Source organism: Microbacterium sorbitolivorans, from assembly GCF_003327285.1.
GTDB classification, from domain to species: domain Bacteria; phylum Actinomycetota; class Actinomycetes; order Actinomycetales; family Microbacteriaceae; genus Microbacterium; species Microbacterium sorbitolivorans.
Map to the genome: position 1 here is coordinate 347,898 of NZ_KZ848475.1, position 16,680 is coordinate 364,577.

Annotated in this window: 12 protein-coding genes; 4 read left to right on the top strand and 8 right to left on the bottom strand. The window is 66.5% G+C overall.

The features are described 5' to 3' along the window. Nucleotides 1-119: 119 nt before the first annotated feature. On the top strand, nt 120-2,003 hold the full coding sequence (locus DTO57_RS10590; RefSeq protein WP_114118200.1) for a BCCT family transporter: 1,884 nt from the start codon (nt 120-122) through the stop codon (nt 2,001-2,003). 180 nt (nt 2,004-2,183) lie between these two features. Here the strand turns inward: DTO57_RS10590 and thrC are convergent, their stop codons facing one another. Continuing rightward, on the bottom strand, nt 2,184-3,593 hold the full coding sequence (gene thrC / locus DTO57_RS10595; protein ID WP_114118201.1) for a threonine synthase: 1,410 nt from the start codon (nt 3,591-3,593) through the stop codon (nt 2,184-2,186). Nucleotides 3,594-3,659: 66 nt separating this feature from the next. Further along, nucleotides 3,660-4,559: an oxygen-dependent tRNA uridine(34) hydroxylase TrhO gene (gene trhO, locus DTO57_RS10600; RefSeq protein WP_114118202.1), complete on the bottom strand. Its 900-nt coding sequence runs from the start codon at nt 4,557-4,559 to the stop codon at nt 3,660-3,662. Nucleotides 4,560-4,615: 56 nt separating this feature from the next. Here trhO and DTO57_RS10605 point away from each other — a divergent pair, with 56 nt between their 5' ends. Continuing rightward, a complete protein-coding gene (locus DTO57_RS10605) occupies nt 4,616-5,584 on the top strand; it encodes a DMT family transporter (RefSeq protein ID WP_114118203.1) in 969 nt (322 codons plus the stop codon). Nucleotides 5,585-5,593: 9 nt separating this feature from the next. Here DTO57_RS10605 and DTO57_RS10610 read toward each other — a convergent pair whose 3' ends face one another. Next, complete coding sequence (locus DTO57_RS10610; protein WP_114118204.1) at nt 5,594-6,682, bottom strand: glycosyltransferase; 1,089 nt, start codon at nt 6,680-6,682, stop codon at nt 5,594-5,596. Between the two features lie 56 nt (nt 6,683-6,738). On the opposite strand from DTO57_RS10610, the gene DTO57_RS10615 reads away from it, so the two are divergent. Next, nucleotides 6,739-7,002: a glutaredoxin family protein gene (locus DTO57_RS10615; RefSeq protein WP_114118205.1), complete on the top strand. Its 264-nt coding sequence runs from the start codon at nt 6,739-6,741 to the stop codon at nt 7,000-7,002. A gap of 99 nt (nt 7,003-7,101) precedes the next feature. Next, a complete protein-coding gene (locus DTO57_RS10620) occupies nt 7,102-7,467 on the top strand; it encodes a recombinase family protein (RefSeq protein ID WP_373285640.1) in 366 nt (121 codons plus the stop codon). 7 nt (nt 7,468-7,474) lie between these two features. Here DTO57_RS10620 and DTO57_RS10625 read toward each other — a convergent pair whose 3' ends face one another. The 5 genes from DTO57_RS10625 to DTO57_RS10645 form a co-directional block, all read right to left on the bottom strand. After that, nucleotides 7,475-8,188, bottom strand: coding sequence for an RDD family protein (locus DTO57_RS10625; protein WP_114118207.1), 714 nt, complete (start codon nt 8,186-8,188; stop codon nt 7,475-7,477). A gap of 133 nt (nt 8,189-8,321) precedes the next feature. Beyond that, nucleotides 8,322-10,343 (bottom strand): acyl-CoA dehydrogenase family protein, encoded by a 2,022-nt coding sequence (locus tag DTO57_RS10630; RefSeq protein ID WP_114118208.1) that lies wholly within the window; start codon nt 10,341-10,343, stop codon nt 8,322-8,324. A gap of 114 nt (nt 10,344-10,457) precedes the next feature. Beyond that, nucleotides 10,458-11,558: an HTTM domain-containing protein gene (locus DTO57_RS10635; protein ID WP_114118209.1), complete on the bottom strand. Its 1,101-nt coding sequence runs from the start codon at nt 11,556-11,558 to the stop codon at nt 10,458-10,460. Further along, a complete protein-coding gene (locus DTO57_RS10640; protein ID WP_114118210.1) occupies nt 11,558-12,310 on the bottom strand; it encodes a DUF5819 family protein in 753 nt (250 codons plus the stop codon). Before DTO57_RS10640 ends, DTO57_RS10635 begins: the two co-directional genes overlap by 1 nt. A 140-nt stretch (nt 12,311-12,450) precedes the next feature. Beyond that, entirely contained in the window at nt 12,451-16,425 is a 3,975-nt protein-coding gene (locus DTO57_RS10645) for a choice-of-anchor G family protein (RefSeq protein ID WP_114118211.1), read from the bottom strand. Between the last annotated feature and the right edge of the window lie 255 nt (nt 16,426-16,680).

The window sequence follows — 16,680 nt, forward strand, 5'->3', positions numbered from 1 at the left end:
ACAATCGGCGGATACGACTTTCAGGCGCCACGCTTAGGCTCAAACGTTGGATATTAAACGGACGAGGAAGGATCGCCCTGATGGTTGCGCTTTGCGCCTGCAGGGACAGATAGTTCTCCATGAACCAAAACACGCAGACTACGATCGATCTGCTCGAAGATCTCAAGAGTGCGACGCCCAAGAAACGCTTTAGGGGCGGCAAAGAGGGTACCGACTGGATCGTCTTCGGTAGCGCCGGCGCCATCGTTCTCGGATTCATCGCCTGGGGAATCATCTCGGCGACATCGCTCGGCGACGTGGCATCGACCGCGCTCGACTGGGTGATGGAGAACTGCAGCTGGCTGTTCGTCATCGCGGCGAGCACCTTCACGATCTTCGTGCTCGTGGTCGCGTTCAGTAAGTTCGGGCGGATCCGCCTCGGCAAGGACGACGAAGAGCCGCAATTCAAGACCGCCTCGTGGATCTCGATGATGTTCGCGACCGGCATGGGCATCGGCCTCATCTTCAATGGCGTCGCCGAGCCGCTCTACTTCTACATGTCGCCGCCGCCGGGAACGGTCGAGGGATCCACGCCCGAGGCCGTTACGACGGCCATGGGAACCGCGCTGTTCCACTGGACGCTCTACCCGTGGGCCATGTACGCGATCGTCGGCCTCGGCATGGCCTACGGCACCTACCGCCTCGGCCGCACGCAGCTGTTCTCGAACATGTTCGCGTCGATCTTCGGCGAGCGCGTCTCGCGCACCGCCGGCGGCAAGATCATCAACATCCTCGCGATCCTCGCGACCCTGTTCGGATCCGCGTGTTCGCTCGGTCTCGGCGCCCTCCAGATCGGTGGTGGACTGCGCTCCACCGGCATCACCGACGCCGTCGGATCCCCGGTTCTCGTGCTCATCATCGCCGTGCTGACGACCGCGTTCGTCGCCTCGGCCGTGTCGGGCATCGAGAAGGGCATCCAGTGGCTGTCGAACATCAACATGGTGCTGGCCGTCGTGCTCGCCGTGATCGTGTTTATTGTCGGCCCGACGCTGTTCATCCTCAACGTGATCCCGAACGCCATCGGTGGTTTCATCCAGGACCTGCCGCAGATGGCATCGCGCACCTCGGTCGCGGGCGACGAGTCGCTCTCTGACTGGATGAGCAGCTACACGATCTTCTACTGGGCCTGGTGGGTCTCGTGGTCGCCGTTCGTCGGCCTTTTCATCGGACGCATCTCGCGCGGCCGCACGATCCGCCAGTTCATCGTGGGAGTGTTGCTCGTGCCGTCGGCGATCTCGCTGCTGTGGTTCTCGATCTTCGGTGGCGGCGCCATCGGCCTGCAGGAGCGCGCCGAGAAGGCCGCCGACCGCGGCGAGGCCCTCGTCAACATGGTGAACGGCGTGCCGAGCATCAACACCGACACGATCCTGTTCGACATGCTCGAGAAGCTGCCCGTCGGGCCCGTCGTCGCGACCATCCTCATGATCGTCGCCGTCGTGCTCGTCGCGATCTTCTTCGTGACGGGCGCCGACTCGGCGTCGATCGTGATGGGCGGCCTCTCGGAGCGCGGCGCCGAGGATCCCACGCGCAAGTCGATCATCTTCTGGGGTGTGGCGACCGGTGCCGTGGCGGCGATCATGCTCGTCGCGGGCGGCGACGACCCGGCGGCGGCCCTCAACGGCCTGCAGAACATCACGATCGTGTCGTCGGTGCCGTTCGTGCTCGTGATGCTGTTGCTGTGCGTCGCGCTGTGGAAGGACCTGTCGAGGGATCCGCTCATCATCCGCGAGAAGCTGGCGCGCCACGTGCTCGCCGAGGCCGTCGCGACGGGTGTCGAGCGCCACGACGGCGAGCCGTTCGAGCTGCGCACCGTCGAGACCGCGGCGATCGACATCATCGCGCCGCCGGCCGAGGACGACGAGACGATCCCCACGGCGACGGACGAGGACATCGCGGCTGCCGCGTCGGCCGAGCTCTCGGACGAGGGCGAACTCACCCACCCCTCCCCCGAGGACGAGAAGTAACCCCGCCCGGGCGCGCCTCCCCGGGTAGGCGCGCCCTCTGGCTGGGCCCCCAAGCCCGCGAGATCGCACTCTTTTCGCGAGATCGCATCGAATCCAGTGAGATCTCGCGAAAAGAGTGAGATCTCGCGGATGTGAAAATGCCCTCCGCGCCGTGAGGCGGGGAGGGCATTTTCGCGTGGGTTAGAGAGCCGCGTGCTTCGACACGTAGTAGCGCAGGAGCTGCTCGTCGCTCGGCATCTCGACGACGCGCTGCGGGGCGTCGAGCATGGCGCGGAGCTCGTCATTCAGCTCGATCTCGACGCCGATGGCCTCGGTGATCGTCTCCTGGAACTTCGCGGGCTTCGCCGTCTCCATGACGAGCATCGGCACGCCCTCTTCGACGTAGTCGCGCGCGACCTTGACGCCGTCGGCAGTGTGGGGGTCGATGATCTCGCCGGTCGCCTTGTACACGGCCTTGATGGTCGCGAGGCGGTCGGCGTGCGTCGAGGTTCCGGATCCGAAACCGAACTCTCCCGTCAGGCGCGGCAGCTCGGCGGTCAGGTCGAGCACGCCGTTCGCGTCGAGCTCGGCCCACGCGGCGTTCATGCGCGCGGCGTCGCGCCCCAGCAGGTCGAAGAGGAAGCGCTCGAGGTTCGAGGCCTTCGAGATGTCCATCGACGGGCTCGAGGTCGCGAGGGTCTGCTCCGAGGAGCGCGGGCGGTAGAGGCCCGTGCGGAAGAACTCGTCGAGCACGTTGTTCTCGTTGGCCGCGAGCACGAGCTTGCGGATCGGTAGCCCCATCGACTTCGCGAAGTAGCCCGCGAGGATGTTGCCGAAGTTACCCGACGGCACCGCCACCGACACCTCAAGCACGCCGCGGTTGTCGGTCGCCCTCAGCCACGCCCAGAAGTAATACACGACCTGCGCGACGATGCGCGCGAGGTTGATCGAGTTCACGGCGCCAAGGTTGTGTGCCCGCTTGAACTCGAGGTCGCCCGACAGCGCCTTCACCAGGTTCTGGGCGTCGTCGAAGACGCCCTCGACGGCGATGTTATGGATGTTCTCGTCCTGCAGCGAGAACATCTGCGCGCGCTGGAATCCGCTCATACGGCCCTGCGGCGAGAGCATGAACACGTTGATGTGCTTCTTGCCGCGGAAGGCCTGCTCGGCGGCGGATCCGGTGTCGCCGCTCGTCGCGCCGACGATGTTCAGCGTGGTGCCGCGGCGCTCGAGCGCGTACTCCATGACCTGGCCGAGGAACTGCATGGCCATGTCCTTGAACGCCAGCGTCGGGCCCTCGGACAGGCCCACGAGGGTGATGCCGCCGTCGATGTCGCGCAGCGGAACGATGCCGCCCGGGAACTTGTCGGCGCTGTAGGCGGCGTGCGTCATGGCCGAGAGGTCGTCGCGAGGAATGTCGGTCGCGAACAGCCCGATGACCTCGGTCGCGAGGTCGGCATAGTCAAGGCCGCGCCACGCCTCGAGCGTCGACGCGTCGACGCTCGGCAACTGCGTGGGAATCGCGAGCCCCCCATCGGGCGCGAGGCCCTCCAGCAGGGTCTCGCAAAACTCGGTCGGTTCCATGCCGCCACGGGTCGAGATGTACTGCACTATGCGCGCTCCTCGCTCTAGGTTCTCCCCCATTCTCGCAGAGTCTGGGAAACCCCGAGAAATGGGCTACGCGGCGACCCCCGCATGCGCCCGACACACAGCAGCATCACCGCAGTTCTCGCAAAGAACAGTCCGACGCCGGCACGAGTCGTCGGCGCAGTTCACCATGCGGCTGGAGGCGGCCCCGCAGGAAGCGCAGCGGCCGATCGTCGCGGCGTCGGATCCGAAGTCCATCGTTTCGCGGCCGTCGAAGACGTAGAGGGATCCCTCCCAGAGGCCCGTGTTGCCGAAGGTCTCGCCGTAGCGGACGATGCCGCCGTCGAGCTGGTAGACCTCGGTGAAGCCGCGGGAGGTCATGAGGCTGGAGAGCACCTCGCAGCGGATCCCTCCGGTGCAGTAGGTGACGACGGGCTTGTTCTTCAGGTCGTCGTATCGGCCGGATTCGAGCTCGGCGATGAAGTCGTGGGTGGTTTCGGTGTTCGGAACGATGGCGTTCTTGAACTTGCCGATCTCGGCCTCGAAGTCGTTGCGGCCGTCGAAGAAGACGACGTCGTCGCCGCGCTCGGCGACGAGCTTGTGGAGTTCGCCGGGCTTCAGGTGGGTGCCACCACCGATGACGCCGTTCTCGTCGACGGCGAGTTCGCCGGGCGCGCCGAAGGAGACGATCTCGTCGCGCACCTTGACCGAGAGCCGCGGGAAGTCGAGGCTCAAGCCGTCGTCGTCGAGACCCGTGCCGGTCGACCATTTGAAGTCGATGCCCTTGAAGGGCTCGTACTGCTTGGTCTTGCGCACATAGGTCTTGAGCGCGGCCATGTCGCCGCCGAGGGTGCCGTTGATGCCGTGCTCGGAGATGATGATGCGTCCGCGCAGCCCGAGAAGCTCGCAGAGGTCGCGCTGCCACAGCCGCACTGCCTCGGGGTCGGCGAGCGGCGTGAAGACGTAGTAGAGCAGAATCTTTGCGGGCACGGATCCAGGGTACGCGGCGCGGCTTGAAGGAGTTCGTGCGGTGAGAAAATAGACGGATGACGAAGAACCGAGCGGGGATCGCCCCGATTTTGAGCGTGTTCGCGACGGTCGTCGCGGGCTGCGCGATGGCGATCCAGGGATCCGTAAACGGCACCCTCGGCACGATTCTCGGCAACGGTATCTTCGCCGCGACGGTGTCGTTCCTCGTGGGTCTCGTCGTTCTGACGGTCCTGTCGCTCACGCTCCCGAAGGCCCGCGCGGGCGTCGCGAAGGCGTACCGGCTCGTGCGGACGGGAGAGTTTCCGTGGTGGATGACGCTGGGCGGCCTCGCGGGCACCCTCACGGTCATCGCGCAGGCGTTCACGGTGCCGCTCATCGGCGTCGCGGTATTCACGATGGCGTACGTCGCGGGCCAGCTTCTCGGCGCGCTCGGCGTCGATAACACGCAGCTGCCGCCCGGCGGGCCGAAGCCGCCGACGCCGTGGCGCATTGGCGGATCCATCGTCGTACTCGTCGGCGTCGGCATTTCGGCCGCCGGCGTGCTCGGGCAGGGCGTGCCGCTGTGGGCGCCGATCCTGCCGTTCGTCGCGGGAGCGGCGACGGCGGTTCAGCAGGCGACGAACGGTCGCCTGCGTGCCGCGTCCGGATCCGCGATCGCGTCGACGTTTACGAACTTCCTCACCGGATCCGTGCTGCTCGTGCTCGCGTCGGCGGCGCTGTTCGCGTTCGGGACGCGGGTGGAGTCGTTCCCGGAACTTCCGGCGCAGTGGTGGGTGCTGATCGGCGGGCTACTCGGCATGATGTTCATCGGCATCACGGCGCAGACCGTCGCCTATCTCGGCGTGCTGCTGCTGAGCCTGATGTCGTTGTTCGGCAACCTCGTCGGCTCGCTCGTGATCGACCTGACGTTCCAGGCGTCGCACGCCGAGGTGACGGCGTCGACCTACGTGTCGATGGCGATCGTGCTGGCCGGTGTCGCGATCACCACGATCCCACCAGGGCGCTTCTCGAAGAAGCTGCGGTAGCGGATCCGCCTACCGCGGCTTGTAGACGACGAGCGAGTGGAACGTGAAGCGGATCACGAAGGCCACCGCGAGCGTGATGGCCGTCGCGATGGGGCTCGGCATTCCCCACGACGAGACCATAAGGCTCATCACCGGGATGCGCACGGCCGACTCGACGTTGTTGAAGACGAACGACGAGGCGAATCGGCGCCAGGCTCCTCGCGCGGCGCCCTTCATGTCGTAGAACACGAAGCGCTCGATGAGCAGGAAGTTCGCGACGATCGTCACCTCGGCCGCGATGATCGCCGCCCAGATGTAGTCCATACCGAACTCGGTGAGCAACCACACGATCGCGACGTTCGCCACGGCGCCGAGCGCACCGATCACGGCGAAGGCGCTCATCTTGCCGAAGCGCAGCAGGGTCAGCTGCTGGAAAAACCGCACGCCCTGCATGAGCGAAGCCTTCGAGTCGCCGGCGAAGCGGTCGGCGAAGTCAAACGGGATCTCGGCGACGCGCAGGTTCGTGCGCACGATCGTCTCGAGCAGGATCTTGAACCCGCGCGGCTTGAGCGTCGCGAGGCTGAGCTTGGAGACGTCGATCGCGAAAAAGCCCGTCATCGGATCCGTGACGTGGCGCAGCCGCAGCGGGAACATCGCGCGGGTGACGAGGGTGGATCCGCGGGACACGAGGTGGCGGGTCACGTCGGCGAGGCCCGAGGCGTCGCCGCCGCCCATGTAGCGGCTGGCGGCGACGATGTCGACGTCGGGCTCGCTCACGCGGGCGTAGAGTTCGCGGATCTTCTCCGGCGGGTGCTGCAGGTCGCCATCCATGACGACGCAGATCGCGGATGCGGCGGCCTGGAAGCCCTCGACGACCGCGCCGCCGAGGCCGTTGACCGGCTCGTCGCGGTGGATCACGCTGACGGGGAGCGGCGCGGTCTTCGCGACCTCGCGCACCACGTCGGCGGTGTCGTCGGTCGAGTCGTCGACGAAGAGGATCGCGGCGTTCAGCCCCTCGAGTGCGAGCGCCGTGCGGCGGACGAGCTCTGCGACGTTGCCGGATTCGTTGTACGTCGGAACGATGACCGTCAGGTCATGCGCATAGGTTGCTCCCGCCACCGTCCCATCCTGTCATGAACGAGCCACACCCCTTGACGCGCACTTATCCTGGAACTATGACGACTCCTACCGCGAACACCATCACCATGTTCAGCGCTGAGTGGTGCCGTGACTGCCGCCGCACCAAGGCGCAGCTCGACGAGCTCGGCGTCGAATACACCTACATCGACCTCGAGGCCGACCCGGCTGCCGCGGATGTCGCGAAGGACATCTCGGGCCGCACCAACATCCCCGTCGTGGTCTACCCGGACGGCAGCCACCACGTCGAGCCGTCGAACGCCGACGTCGAGGCGAAGCTGCGCGAGCTCAGCATCATCTGACGCCCCGCGCCGCCCAGTGGCCCGCGTTCTGCTCGGCAGGACGCGGGCCCCTTCGCGTACCCGCGCCGATGCCCCGCTCGGCGGTTAGGCATCACTAAGATGGGTGGGGTGAGCGAGCATTTCGAAGAGGTCAGTACGCGCGATGAGATCTGGCGCGCCCGCCCCGTCGATGCCCGACTTGTCGGCATCGTCGTCGCCCGAGAGGGCATGCCGTCGATCGTCGAGCAACGCGAGCAGCTCACCGCGTTCGGCGTGCCGATCGCGGGCTTCCGTCACCCGGCGCCCAATGTCGTCGAGTCGTGGGAGGAGCGCCTTAACCGCCTCTTCGGCCGGCTCGACAAGGGCGATGTCGTCGTCGTGACGAGCGCGCACGTCTTCGGTCGCGACGCCGCGGAAGAGACGCAGACGATCGCCGAGCTCGGCCGCCGCGGCATCATGATCAAGGTCCTCGCGCACAGCGAGTGAGTGCCTCTTAGAGGTTGATCACGATCAGCGCGATGACCACCGCGACGATCACGACGGCGCCGCCGAAGACGGCGAGCACGTTCATCGTCTTGCGCCGGCTGGCGCGCTGAGCCTCCATCGCCGACAGCGATGTGCGGGTGATGGCGCGCGGCTCTTTCGTGGGGCCGGTCGTCTGGCTGGCGATGCGCAACGTGGCGGTGTCGACGAGCGGCACTCCCCCGCTCTTCGTGCGCGGCTGATCCTTGCCCGCGACCATCGTCGCCTTCGAGGCGGTGGCGGTCGGACCGGTGACCGGCTTGATGGATCCGGTGGCGGGCCCCGAGAACGCCGTGCGCGAGACGACGACGGCGCCGACCGACTTGTCGTGCCAGCCGCGGCCGCGGCCGAGCGAGTCGAAGAACACCGAGAAGCCGCCGATGACGATCGCGCACCCGGCGGCCCACACGATGTTGCGCACGACGACGCGCCAGAACGCGAGGCGGTCACCCGTTTCCTCGCTCGCGAGGCGCACCTTCGCGACGAGCATGCCGGGAGTGCCGCCGCGCGACTGCAGGATGCAGTAGACGAGGAGCAGGAGGGCGACGGACGCGATTCCGGCAAACCAGCCGGCGGATCCGTCGGAGAGGGAGGCGACGAGCCACCAGACGAGTGCGGAGATGATCGCGATCAGCCCGAGATCGATGACGTATGCAAGCGAACGTCGACCGATCATCGTGTGCATGGCGAATCTCCCTTGACCCTACAGATAGCGCTCTTCTGAGCATCACACGGACGGGCCTAGTTCACCAAACCAGCGCCCGTGCGCCGTGTACCGGCGGGTGGCTCCACACCGCCCGCCGGCACACGATCTGACGCTACTGCTTCTTCGCCTTCTTCTCGGGAATGGGCGCGTTGCCCGACTTCCGAAGCTCGGCGAAGTAGGCGCGTGCCTCGTTCTGGCGGGTGTCTTCTGCGCCCGAGGCGATCGGGGCGCGCACGTGCTCGGGGGCGAAGCCGAACGCGTCAACCAGGTCCTGCGCGTGCGGGCGCAGGCGGTTGCAGAGTCGGTCGATGTAGCTCGTGAGCGCCTGGCCGCGCTGGGCCGAGAGGCGGCCCGAGACGAGGTACCAGGCGAGGTGCTTCTCGATGAGCGAGAGGCCGAAGAGGTCGCGCAGCCACGTCAGCACCGTGCAGGTGCCCTCGTCGCTGGTCTTGTCGAGGGCGTCGGTGAACGCCTCCCACTGCAACAGCTCGCCGTGCGCGCGGGCCGCCTCGAGAAGCTCGACCTGGTTCTCGTTGAAGACCTCCTGCGCCTCGACCGGCGGCAGCTTGCGCGCGGCGTTCAGGCGGGTTCCGACGTCGGTCACCATCTGCTGCACGCGGTCAGCGAGCAGCTGGTGCTGGTCTTCCTCGCGCAGGCCGAACTCGACCGAGCGGGCCGTGGATCCGAGGTCGGCGAACGCCTGCCCGAGCTGGCGCAGGCCGGCGCCGTGGAACACCTTCGACGCGCCCTGCTTCGCCGCGTAGGCGGCGAGCTGCTTCGAGTCCTTGCCCTTGAACTGCGCCGCGAAGTCGCCGAGGAGGCGCTTGCCGACGAGCTGAAGCAGGATGTTGTTGTCGCCCTCGAAGGTCACGTAGACGTCGAGGTCGTGGTGCAGGCCGACGAGGCGGTTCTCGGCGAGGAAACCCTGGCCACCGCAGGCCTCGCGGGCCTCCTGGATCGTGTCGAGCGCGTTCCACGTCGACAGCGGCTTAAGCGCCGCCGCGAGGGTCTCGAGATCCTGGCGGGTCTCGTCTGTGTCCTCCGCGCCGCTGAAGACGAGGTCGAACTTCTTCAGCAGCTCGTCGTGGCTGAAGGTCTGGGCATATGCCGTCGCGATGCGCGGGATGAGGCGGCGGCGGTGCTTGCCGTAGTCGAGCAGCACCGTCTCGCTACCCGTGCCGTCGTCGAACTGGCGGCGCTGGTTACCGTAGGTCACCGCGATCTTGAGCGCGAGTGCGGCGCCCCAGGTGGCGGCGCCGTCGAGCGAGACGCGGCCCTGAACGAGCGCGCCGAGCATCGTGAAGAAGCGGCGGCCAGGGCTCGCGATCGGGCTCGAGTAGGTGCCGTCGGCCGCGACGTCGCCGTACTTGTTGAGCAGGTTCTCGCGGGGCACGCGCACGTTGTCGAAGCAGAGGCGGCCGTTGTCGATGCCGTTGAGGCCGCCCTTCGGGCCGTCGTCTTCGCTGATGATGCCGTCGAGATGTTCGCCGTTCTCGTCGCGGATCGGCACGAAGAAGCAGTGCACGCCGTAGTTGACGCCGTTCGTGATGAGCTGCGCGAACACCGTCGCGGCGCGGCCGTCGTTGGCCGCGTTGCCGAGGTAGTCCTTGTACGCCCCGTGGAACGGGGTGTTGATGACGAACTCTTCCGTCTCGGGGTCGTAGGTGGCCGTCGTCGCGATCGACTGCACGTCGGATCCGTGGCCCGTCTCGGTCATCGCAAAGGCGCCGGGGAGCTTCATGCTGATGGCGTCGGGAAGCCACTTGTCCCAGTGCTTCTTCGTGCCCAGCTGGTAGATCGCCGACGTGAACAGGCCCCACTGCACGCCCGACTTGATCTGCAGGCTCGGGTCGGCCAGCACGAGCTCCTCGAAGCCGGCGATGTTGCCGCCCTGCGTCTCGTGTCCGCCGTATTCCTTCGGGAACGAGCGAGCGCCGCCATCCTTCGCGGCGAGCGTCTTCAGCTGCTCCAGCACGCGCGCTCGGTGCTCGGTGTAGTGCTGGCCGGGGATCTGCCAGAACGCTTCGTCCTTGATCATCTCTCGCGCCTCGAGCCGAATGTCGGCCCAGGTGCCGAGCAGCTGGCGGTTGAGTGCGGTGACGTCGATGCGGGTATCGCGGGCGGTGTCGAACACTGTGTTCCTCTCATCCTTGGCGAGGGTGCCTTCACTTCGAACCTAGGGGGATCCGCACAAAACCCGCCATCGCGTTGTACGAGACGCACAACGCGATGGCGGGTTTACGAAGGGTTACTTTGCGTAGCCCGCGGGAAGCGAGGCTTTCTCGCTCTTCTCGGGCTTCGCGGATCCGGCGCCGGGCGCCCGCGCCTTATCGGCATCGTCGCGGAATGCGCCGCGGACGATATCGACCGCCTTCATCCACGTCCGGTCGCGGATGAAGATGAAGTCGATGCCGATCATCGCGAGCGAGAACCACGGCAGGCCCATGAGCACGCCGATGCCGATGTGGAAGCTCATGATTCCGAACAGCGCGATGATGCGGGTGGGGCGGGTGAGCAGCGCGAGCGGGAAGGCGATCTGCAGGATGATGGATCCCCAGCTCATCGCCGCGACGGCGGGGCTCCAGGCGGTGACGAGATCGCTGAGGATCGGCCATGTGCCGAAGCGCTCGGTCATGAGCGGCGTGTAGACGGCGCTACCGTTCTGCCACGGTGTTCCACCGGCCTTGAAGAGGCCGCCCGAGGTGTAGACGAAGATCACCTGCGCCGTGAGGGCGACGAGCGCGAGGTTGTGCAGCAGGTTGCTGATCTCGCGGGGCAGGATCGTCGGGAAGTTCTTCTTCGCGCGGCGCGCGGCGTCGAACGACCACCGCGATGCCGGATCCGCGAACAGCATGAGCAGCAACACGATGCGGTACATGTTGTCGCCCTGGTCGCCGACGGCGTCGTTCATTTCGATGAAGCTGATCCAGAGCACGAAGTAGAACGGCAGCACGATCTTGAAGCGCCAGCCGACGGTGATCGCGACCGCGAGGGCGAGCAGGACCAGATAGAGGACCGTGAAGAGCGCGTCGTTGCCCGCGACCATGTGGAACCAGCTGAAGAGCCAGATCTTCGGGAAGTCGCTGACGGGTTCGGCGAGCTCGCCGTTCCACGCGGATCCGGATCCGAAGGTGTAGAGGCGCGTGGAGAAGTTCGTGAGGAGCAGGCCGACGCCGGTGAGGCCGATGAGGATGCGTGTGACGGCGAGGCCGTATAGCGACTTCTTCGTGTCGAGGAGCCACGACTCCGTCCAGAACCACGTGTTGGCGATGATCTCGCCGATGGTCTTGAGGAGGAGCTTGATGAGGCTGCCGATGGCGCGCGGGGCGCGCTTCACGAGACCGGCCATTACTTGTTCATCCGTTCGTACTGCGCGCGGAACACCTTCGTGAACGCGTCTTGCGATTGCCCGTCGACCTCGATGAGGCCGCGCCATCCCGAGAAGGAGTACTGGATGCCGGGGCGCTCCGCGTCCGGATCGTGGCGCTGCTCGTAGGGAATCACGTTCTGGCGGGTGGCCTGATACTGGATGCGCTCGACGTCGTCGCCCCAGATGGCCAGGGCGACCTGCGTGGCATATGCCGTCGCGCGGCGCTCCTGGTCCATGTAGGCGGAGACGTTGTCGGTGCCATAGGCCTTGAGCGCGGTCTCCATGCGCTCTTCCCAGTCGTCCTTGAAATAGTTGAGCCCGACGACGCCCTGCTGGTCTTCGTTGAGCTTGCCCCAGGCGCCCTTGTACTGGCTCGAGACGTCCATGCCGACGATGCCGGCGCGCGGGGTGAAGAGGTGATAGCGGATCATCGAGAGTTCGACGTCGCTAGCCGATACCCATTCGGTCTCTTCGCCGTTGACCACGGCGCGGACCTCGAAGCGGTAGTCACCATTGATCGGCTCGGGGGCGAAGACGCTCCAGGACTGGCCGAGCATGGGGATCATGTAGCTGGAGAGGCGTTCCTGGCCGACGATCTCTCGCGCTGAGGCGGAGTACGGCGCGATCCAGAGGAACGACGCAAGAATGTGCCACGCGGTAAACAGCGCGGCGGCGATCATGACGACGCGCACATATGGGCGGCGCCGGGGGCGAGGTGTGGTCTCGGCCATCTGCTTCTCTCGTCGAAGTGCGAACTCGCGAACCGCCTGTGACTCGGTGAGGTTGTCACCGGGTCACAGGCGGTTCAGTGCGAGTCACCGGGTGCTTCGATTCACGGTAGTGGATCGAAGCACCCGGGTACTGCAGGTTGTTAGCTGTTGCTGCGGCGGCGGCTGGTGGCGAACCACACGCCGGCACCGGCGATCATCAGCAGAGCGGCGGCGCCACCGAGCGGCAGGGCCATGTCACCACCCGTGGGCGACAGGTCGCCCTTCTTCTTCTCGTACACCTCGAAGGTGGCCGAGATCGAACCGGACGTCGCACCGGTCAGCTCGACCGAGTGGTTGCCGAGCTCCGAGGAGGCCGGGACGTTCCAGGTGAAGGTGACGTCACCGTTCTCGTCGGCAACACCGCTGCCGATCGAGTACGGGGTCGAGTGCTGAACGGCCGTAACCTTCTCGCCGGCGTCGAAGCCGTGACCGTGAACGGTCTGCTTCTCGCCAACCTGGAGGCGGGGCTGCTCGATGTCGATCGACAGGCTCTTGGCGTCAGCGTCGGCCGAGGCGTTCGCGTTCGCGGAGGCGCTGGCGTTCGAACTCGAGTTCGACGAGGCGCTGGCGTCAGCGGTCGACGACGACGAGGCGTTGGCCGAAGCCGACGAGTTGTCGTCCGAGTCGCTCGCCGTGTCGGAGTCGCTTGCGCTGTCCGAGTCGCTCGAGGTGGCCGAGTCGCTAGCCGAAGCCGAGTCGGAGTCGGTCTCGCTCTCCGAAGCAGCGTCAGCGTCCGAGTTCGTGTCGGCCGTGGTGGCCGAGTCGGAGTCGGTTGCGGCGGCGTCTGCGTCGCTGTTGGTGTCAGCGGCGGTCGAAGCCGTGGCGTTGGCCGAAGCCGCAGCCGACGAGTCGTCGTCCGAGTCGCTCGCGCTGTCGGAGTCGGTCTCGCTCTCCGAAGCAGCGTCAGCGTCCGAGTTCGTGTCGGCCGTGGTGGCCGAGTCAGAGTCGGTCGCGGCGGCGTCTGCATCGCCGTTCACGTCAGCGGCAGCGGTCGACGAGGCCGTCGACGACGAGTCAGCGTTCGATGCCGACGAGGCAGCAGCCGCGGCATTTGCCTCGGCGGCCGACGAAGCGTCAGCGTTCGAGGTCGACGTGGCGTCGGTCTGGGCCGCGGCCTGAGCAGCGGTCTGAGCGGCAGCGTTCGTCTCGGTCGTCGCGTCAGCCGAAGCCGTCGTCGACGCGTCGGTGTTCGCGGCCGACTCGGCAGCAGCCGAAGCGTCAGCGTTCGCGGCGGCCGTAGCCGTCGTGGACGCGTCCGCCTGAGCAGCAGCCTGCGCGGCAACCTGAGCGGCAGCGTTGCTGTCGTCATCAGCGTTCGCCGAAGCGGAAGCCGAGGCCGAAGCGTTCGCGTTCGTGTCCACGTCAGCGTCAACCGCGGCGTTCACGTCAGCGTCAGCATCAGCGTTCACGTCAGCGGCAGCAGTCGACGAGGCCGTCGACGACGAGTCAGCGTTCGATGCCGCCGAAGCAGCAGCCGCGGCGTTCGCCTCGGCGGCCGACGAAGCGTCAGCGTTCGAGGTCGACGTGGCGTCGGTCTGGGCCGCGGCCTGAGCAGCGGTCTGAGCGGCAGCGTTCGTCTCGGTCGTCGCGTCAGCCGAAGCCGTCGTCGACGCGTCGGTGTTCGCGGCCGACTCGGCAGCAGCCGAAGCGTCAGCGTTCGCGGCGGCCGTAGCCGTCGTGGACGCGTCCGCCTGAGCAGCAGCCTGCGCGGCAACCTGAGCGGCAGCGTTGCTGTCGTCATCAGCGTTCGCCGAAGCGGAAGCCGAGGCCGAAGCGTTCGCGTTCGTGTCCACGTCAGCGTCAACCGCGGCGTTCACGTCAGCGTCAGCATCAGCGTTCACGTCAGCGGCTGCGGTGGCCGAAGCCTCCGACGACGAGTCAGCGGTCGATGCCGCCTGAGCAGCAGCTGCAGAACTCGCGTTCGCATCAGCGGTCGCCGTCGCGTCAGCAGCCGTCGAAGCGCTCGCGTTGGTGTCCGACGTGTTGTCGGCCTGAGCAGCAGCCGTCGCCGAAGCCTGAGCCGCCGCGTTCGTCTCGGTCGTCGCGTCAGCCGAAGCCGACGTCGACGCGTCAGCGGTCGCAGCCGACTCAGCAGCAGCAGTCGCGTCGGCGTCCGCGGCAGCCGAAGCCTCCGACGTTGCGTCAGCAAAGGCAGCTGCCTGTGCGGCAACCTCAGCCGAACCGTTGCTGTTGTCATCGGCGTTCGCCGAAGCAGCAGCCGAAGCCGAAGCGTTCGCGTTCACGTCAGCAGTCGCGCTGCTGTCCGTGTCCGAATCGGTGCCAGCAGTCTCTGTGACGGTCAGCGATCCCTCAGCGGGGACGTTCGACTCGTCACCTGTCGCAATGACGCTGTACGAGTTAGCGGCGGTTCCAGCAGGAACCGTGTAGTCGTACGAGAACGTGCCGTCGTCGCCAACCACAACATCTGTGGCCACGGTCTCACCATCGATCTCGATCGTCACGGTCTCGCCGGGGGCGAAGCCGTCACCCGTGATCGTAGTGGTCTCGCCAGCCTCGACCGAGCTGGGGTCAACCGTGATGCTCGTGTCGTAAACGACCGCGTCGAAGTCACCGCGAACTGTCGCGGATCCGAGAGCGAGCTGGAGGATCGGCGCGTTCGGCAGGAGCGTGAGCTCGAGGGCACGTTCGGTGAACGTGTCCTCCGTGTTCGTTGCCTGCTCGCTGGTGAAGTCACCGCCGTACTCCTGCACGTTCGCGGTAAGCGAGAGCAGGTTGTTGGTAACGAGCCCAAAGAGCGGGTCAAGCACGTCGTTAGCCGCCTGGACGATCGGGCGGAAGATCGTGTCCAGCGCGCCCGCATCCGTAATCGCGTTAGAGAGCGGCGTAACGAGCGCGGGAAGGATCGTATTGGTCACGGCCTGGAGCACGGGCTCCAACAGGGTACCGACCGGGAGCCCAACAAGCGTGGTGCCCGAGGTATCCACCGTCGGTGTCGACGAGCCCGCGGCGCCAATGAAGTCGCCGAGCGTGCCGGCGAGTCGAACGTCAAGCTGACCGATCGAAACTGCACCAAACAGGCCGTTGATCTCGCCCGTGATCGCAATGTTCACGGCCGTGGAGTTCAGCGCGTCGGTGACTGCAGTCACAAGCAGCGCCGGAATCTGGTCGAGAGTCGAACCGATTGCTCCGTCAAGCGCGGCCTGGACGAGGTCCGGGTCGAGCAGCTCGGTGTTCGCATCCAGCCCGTTGAGCGTGCCGTCGTAGTCCCCACCCTGGGTGTCGGCAACAAGCTTCGCAATGTCGACGCTCACCGTACCGGCGCTCAGGTCGATCGTGAGAACGCTGTCCTCGGACGTGAGCGGCTGCGCGAGTACGGAGTCGAGGGCCGCGGCCAGGTCGACGTCCACGGTCGCGGTAACGCCGAGGTCGTCAACACTTCCGACGCCGAGGAGAACCGTATTGAGTGCGGTCGTCACGCCGTCGAGAAGCGGGTCGATCGTGGTGTCGATGACTCCACCGGCACCAGCAAGGTCGTTGATCGGGCCGGAGATCTGATCCAGCGAGGCGAGCAACGCGGCCGAAAGGTCACCGATCGCGGGGCTTTGCAGGATCAGCGTTCCGCCGGCGATCTGGTAGTCACCCGACGGGGCGTTGTCCGCATCGACCGTGGCAGACGCCGAGATCGCACCAAGCTCAAGGCGCGCCTGGTCAAGAAGCGCGTCGAGGCCTGCCGCACCGAGGATCGGTGCGAGGTCAAGGTAGGCATTCTCGGCCGGGTCCGTGCCGGTAGCCGGGGCAATGGCGCCCTCTTCGCCAAGGAGGCCACTCGACGCGTAGGCCGAAGCGTCCGTCGTGTTGGCGTACTGTCCGACGGCGCCAAGCCCGAGGACAGGGTTCTCACCAAACAACTGGATGCCGTCGCCGAGCGAGATGTCAAGCGCGCTCAGAAGCTCCAGGTCAAGCGAGCGCGAGTTTGCACCGGGCGCACCCGGAGTTGCCGAGTAGGCCGGCGCAACCTCGGCGAGCCCATTGACCACGGCGGCCAGGTCGCCGTCGAAGGTCAGGAATCGCCCCTCAGCTTCGGCGACATCGTCCGGAGCGGCGTTTGCTGCCATCGTACCCACGCCGACGAATGCCGTAGCGATCGCGCAAGTGGTGACAACACCCCCGACCCGCTTTGCTGTGAGCCAGGGCTTCACCCGTGGCTGCTGCTTTTCAGCACGCATTTATATCCCCTCAGATACGTACGCAAGTAGACCCCGAGGCGGACGCCCCAGGGACCGAGGAGGCCAGCGAGCGTGGAGCTGCACGCAGGATTCACTCAGTCAAGGAATATCCTGCCGTGACTTTTGGCCGTTGTCCAGCCCGTT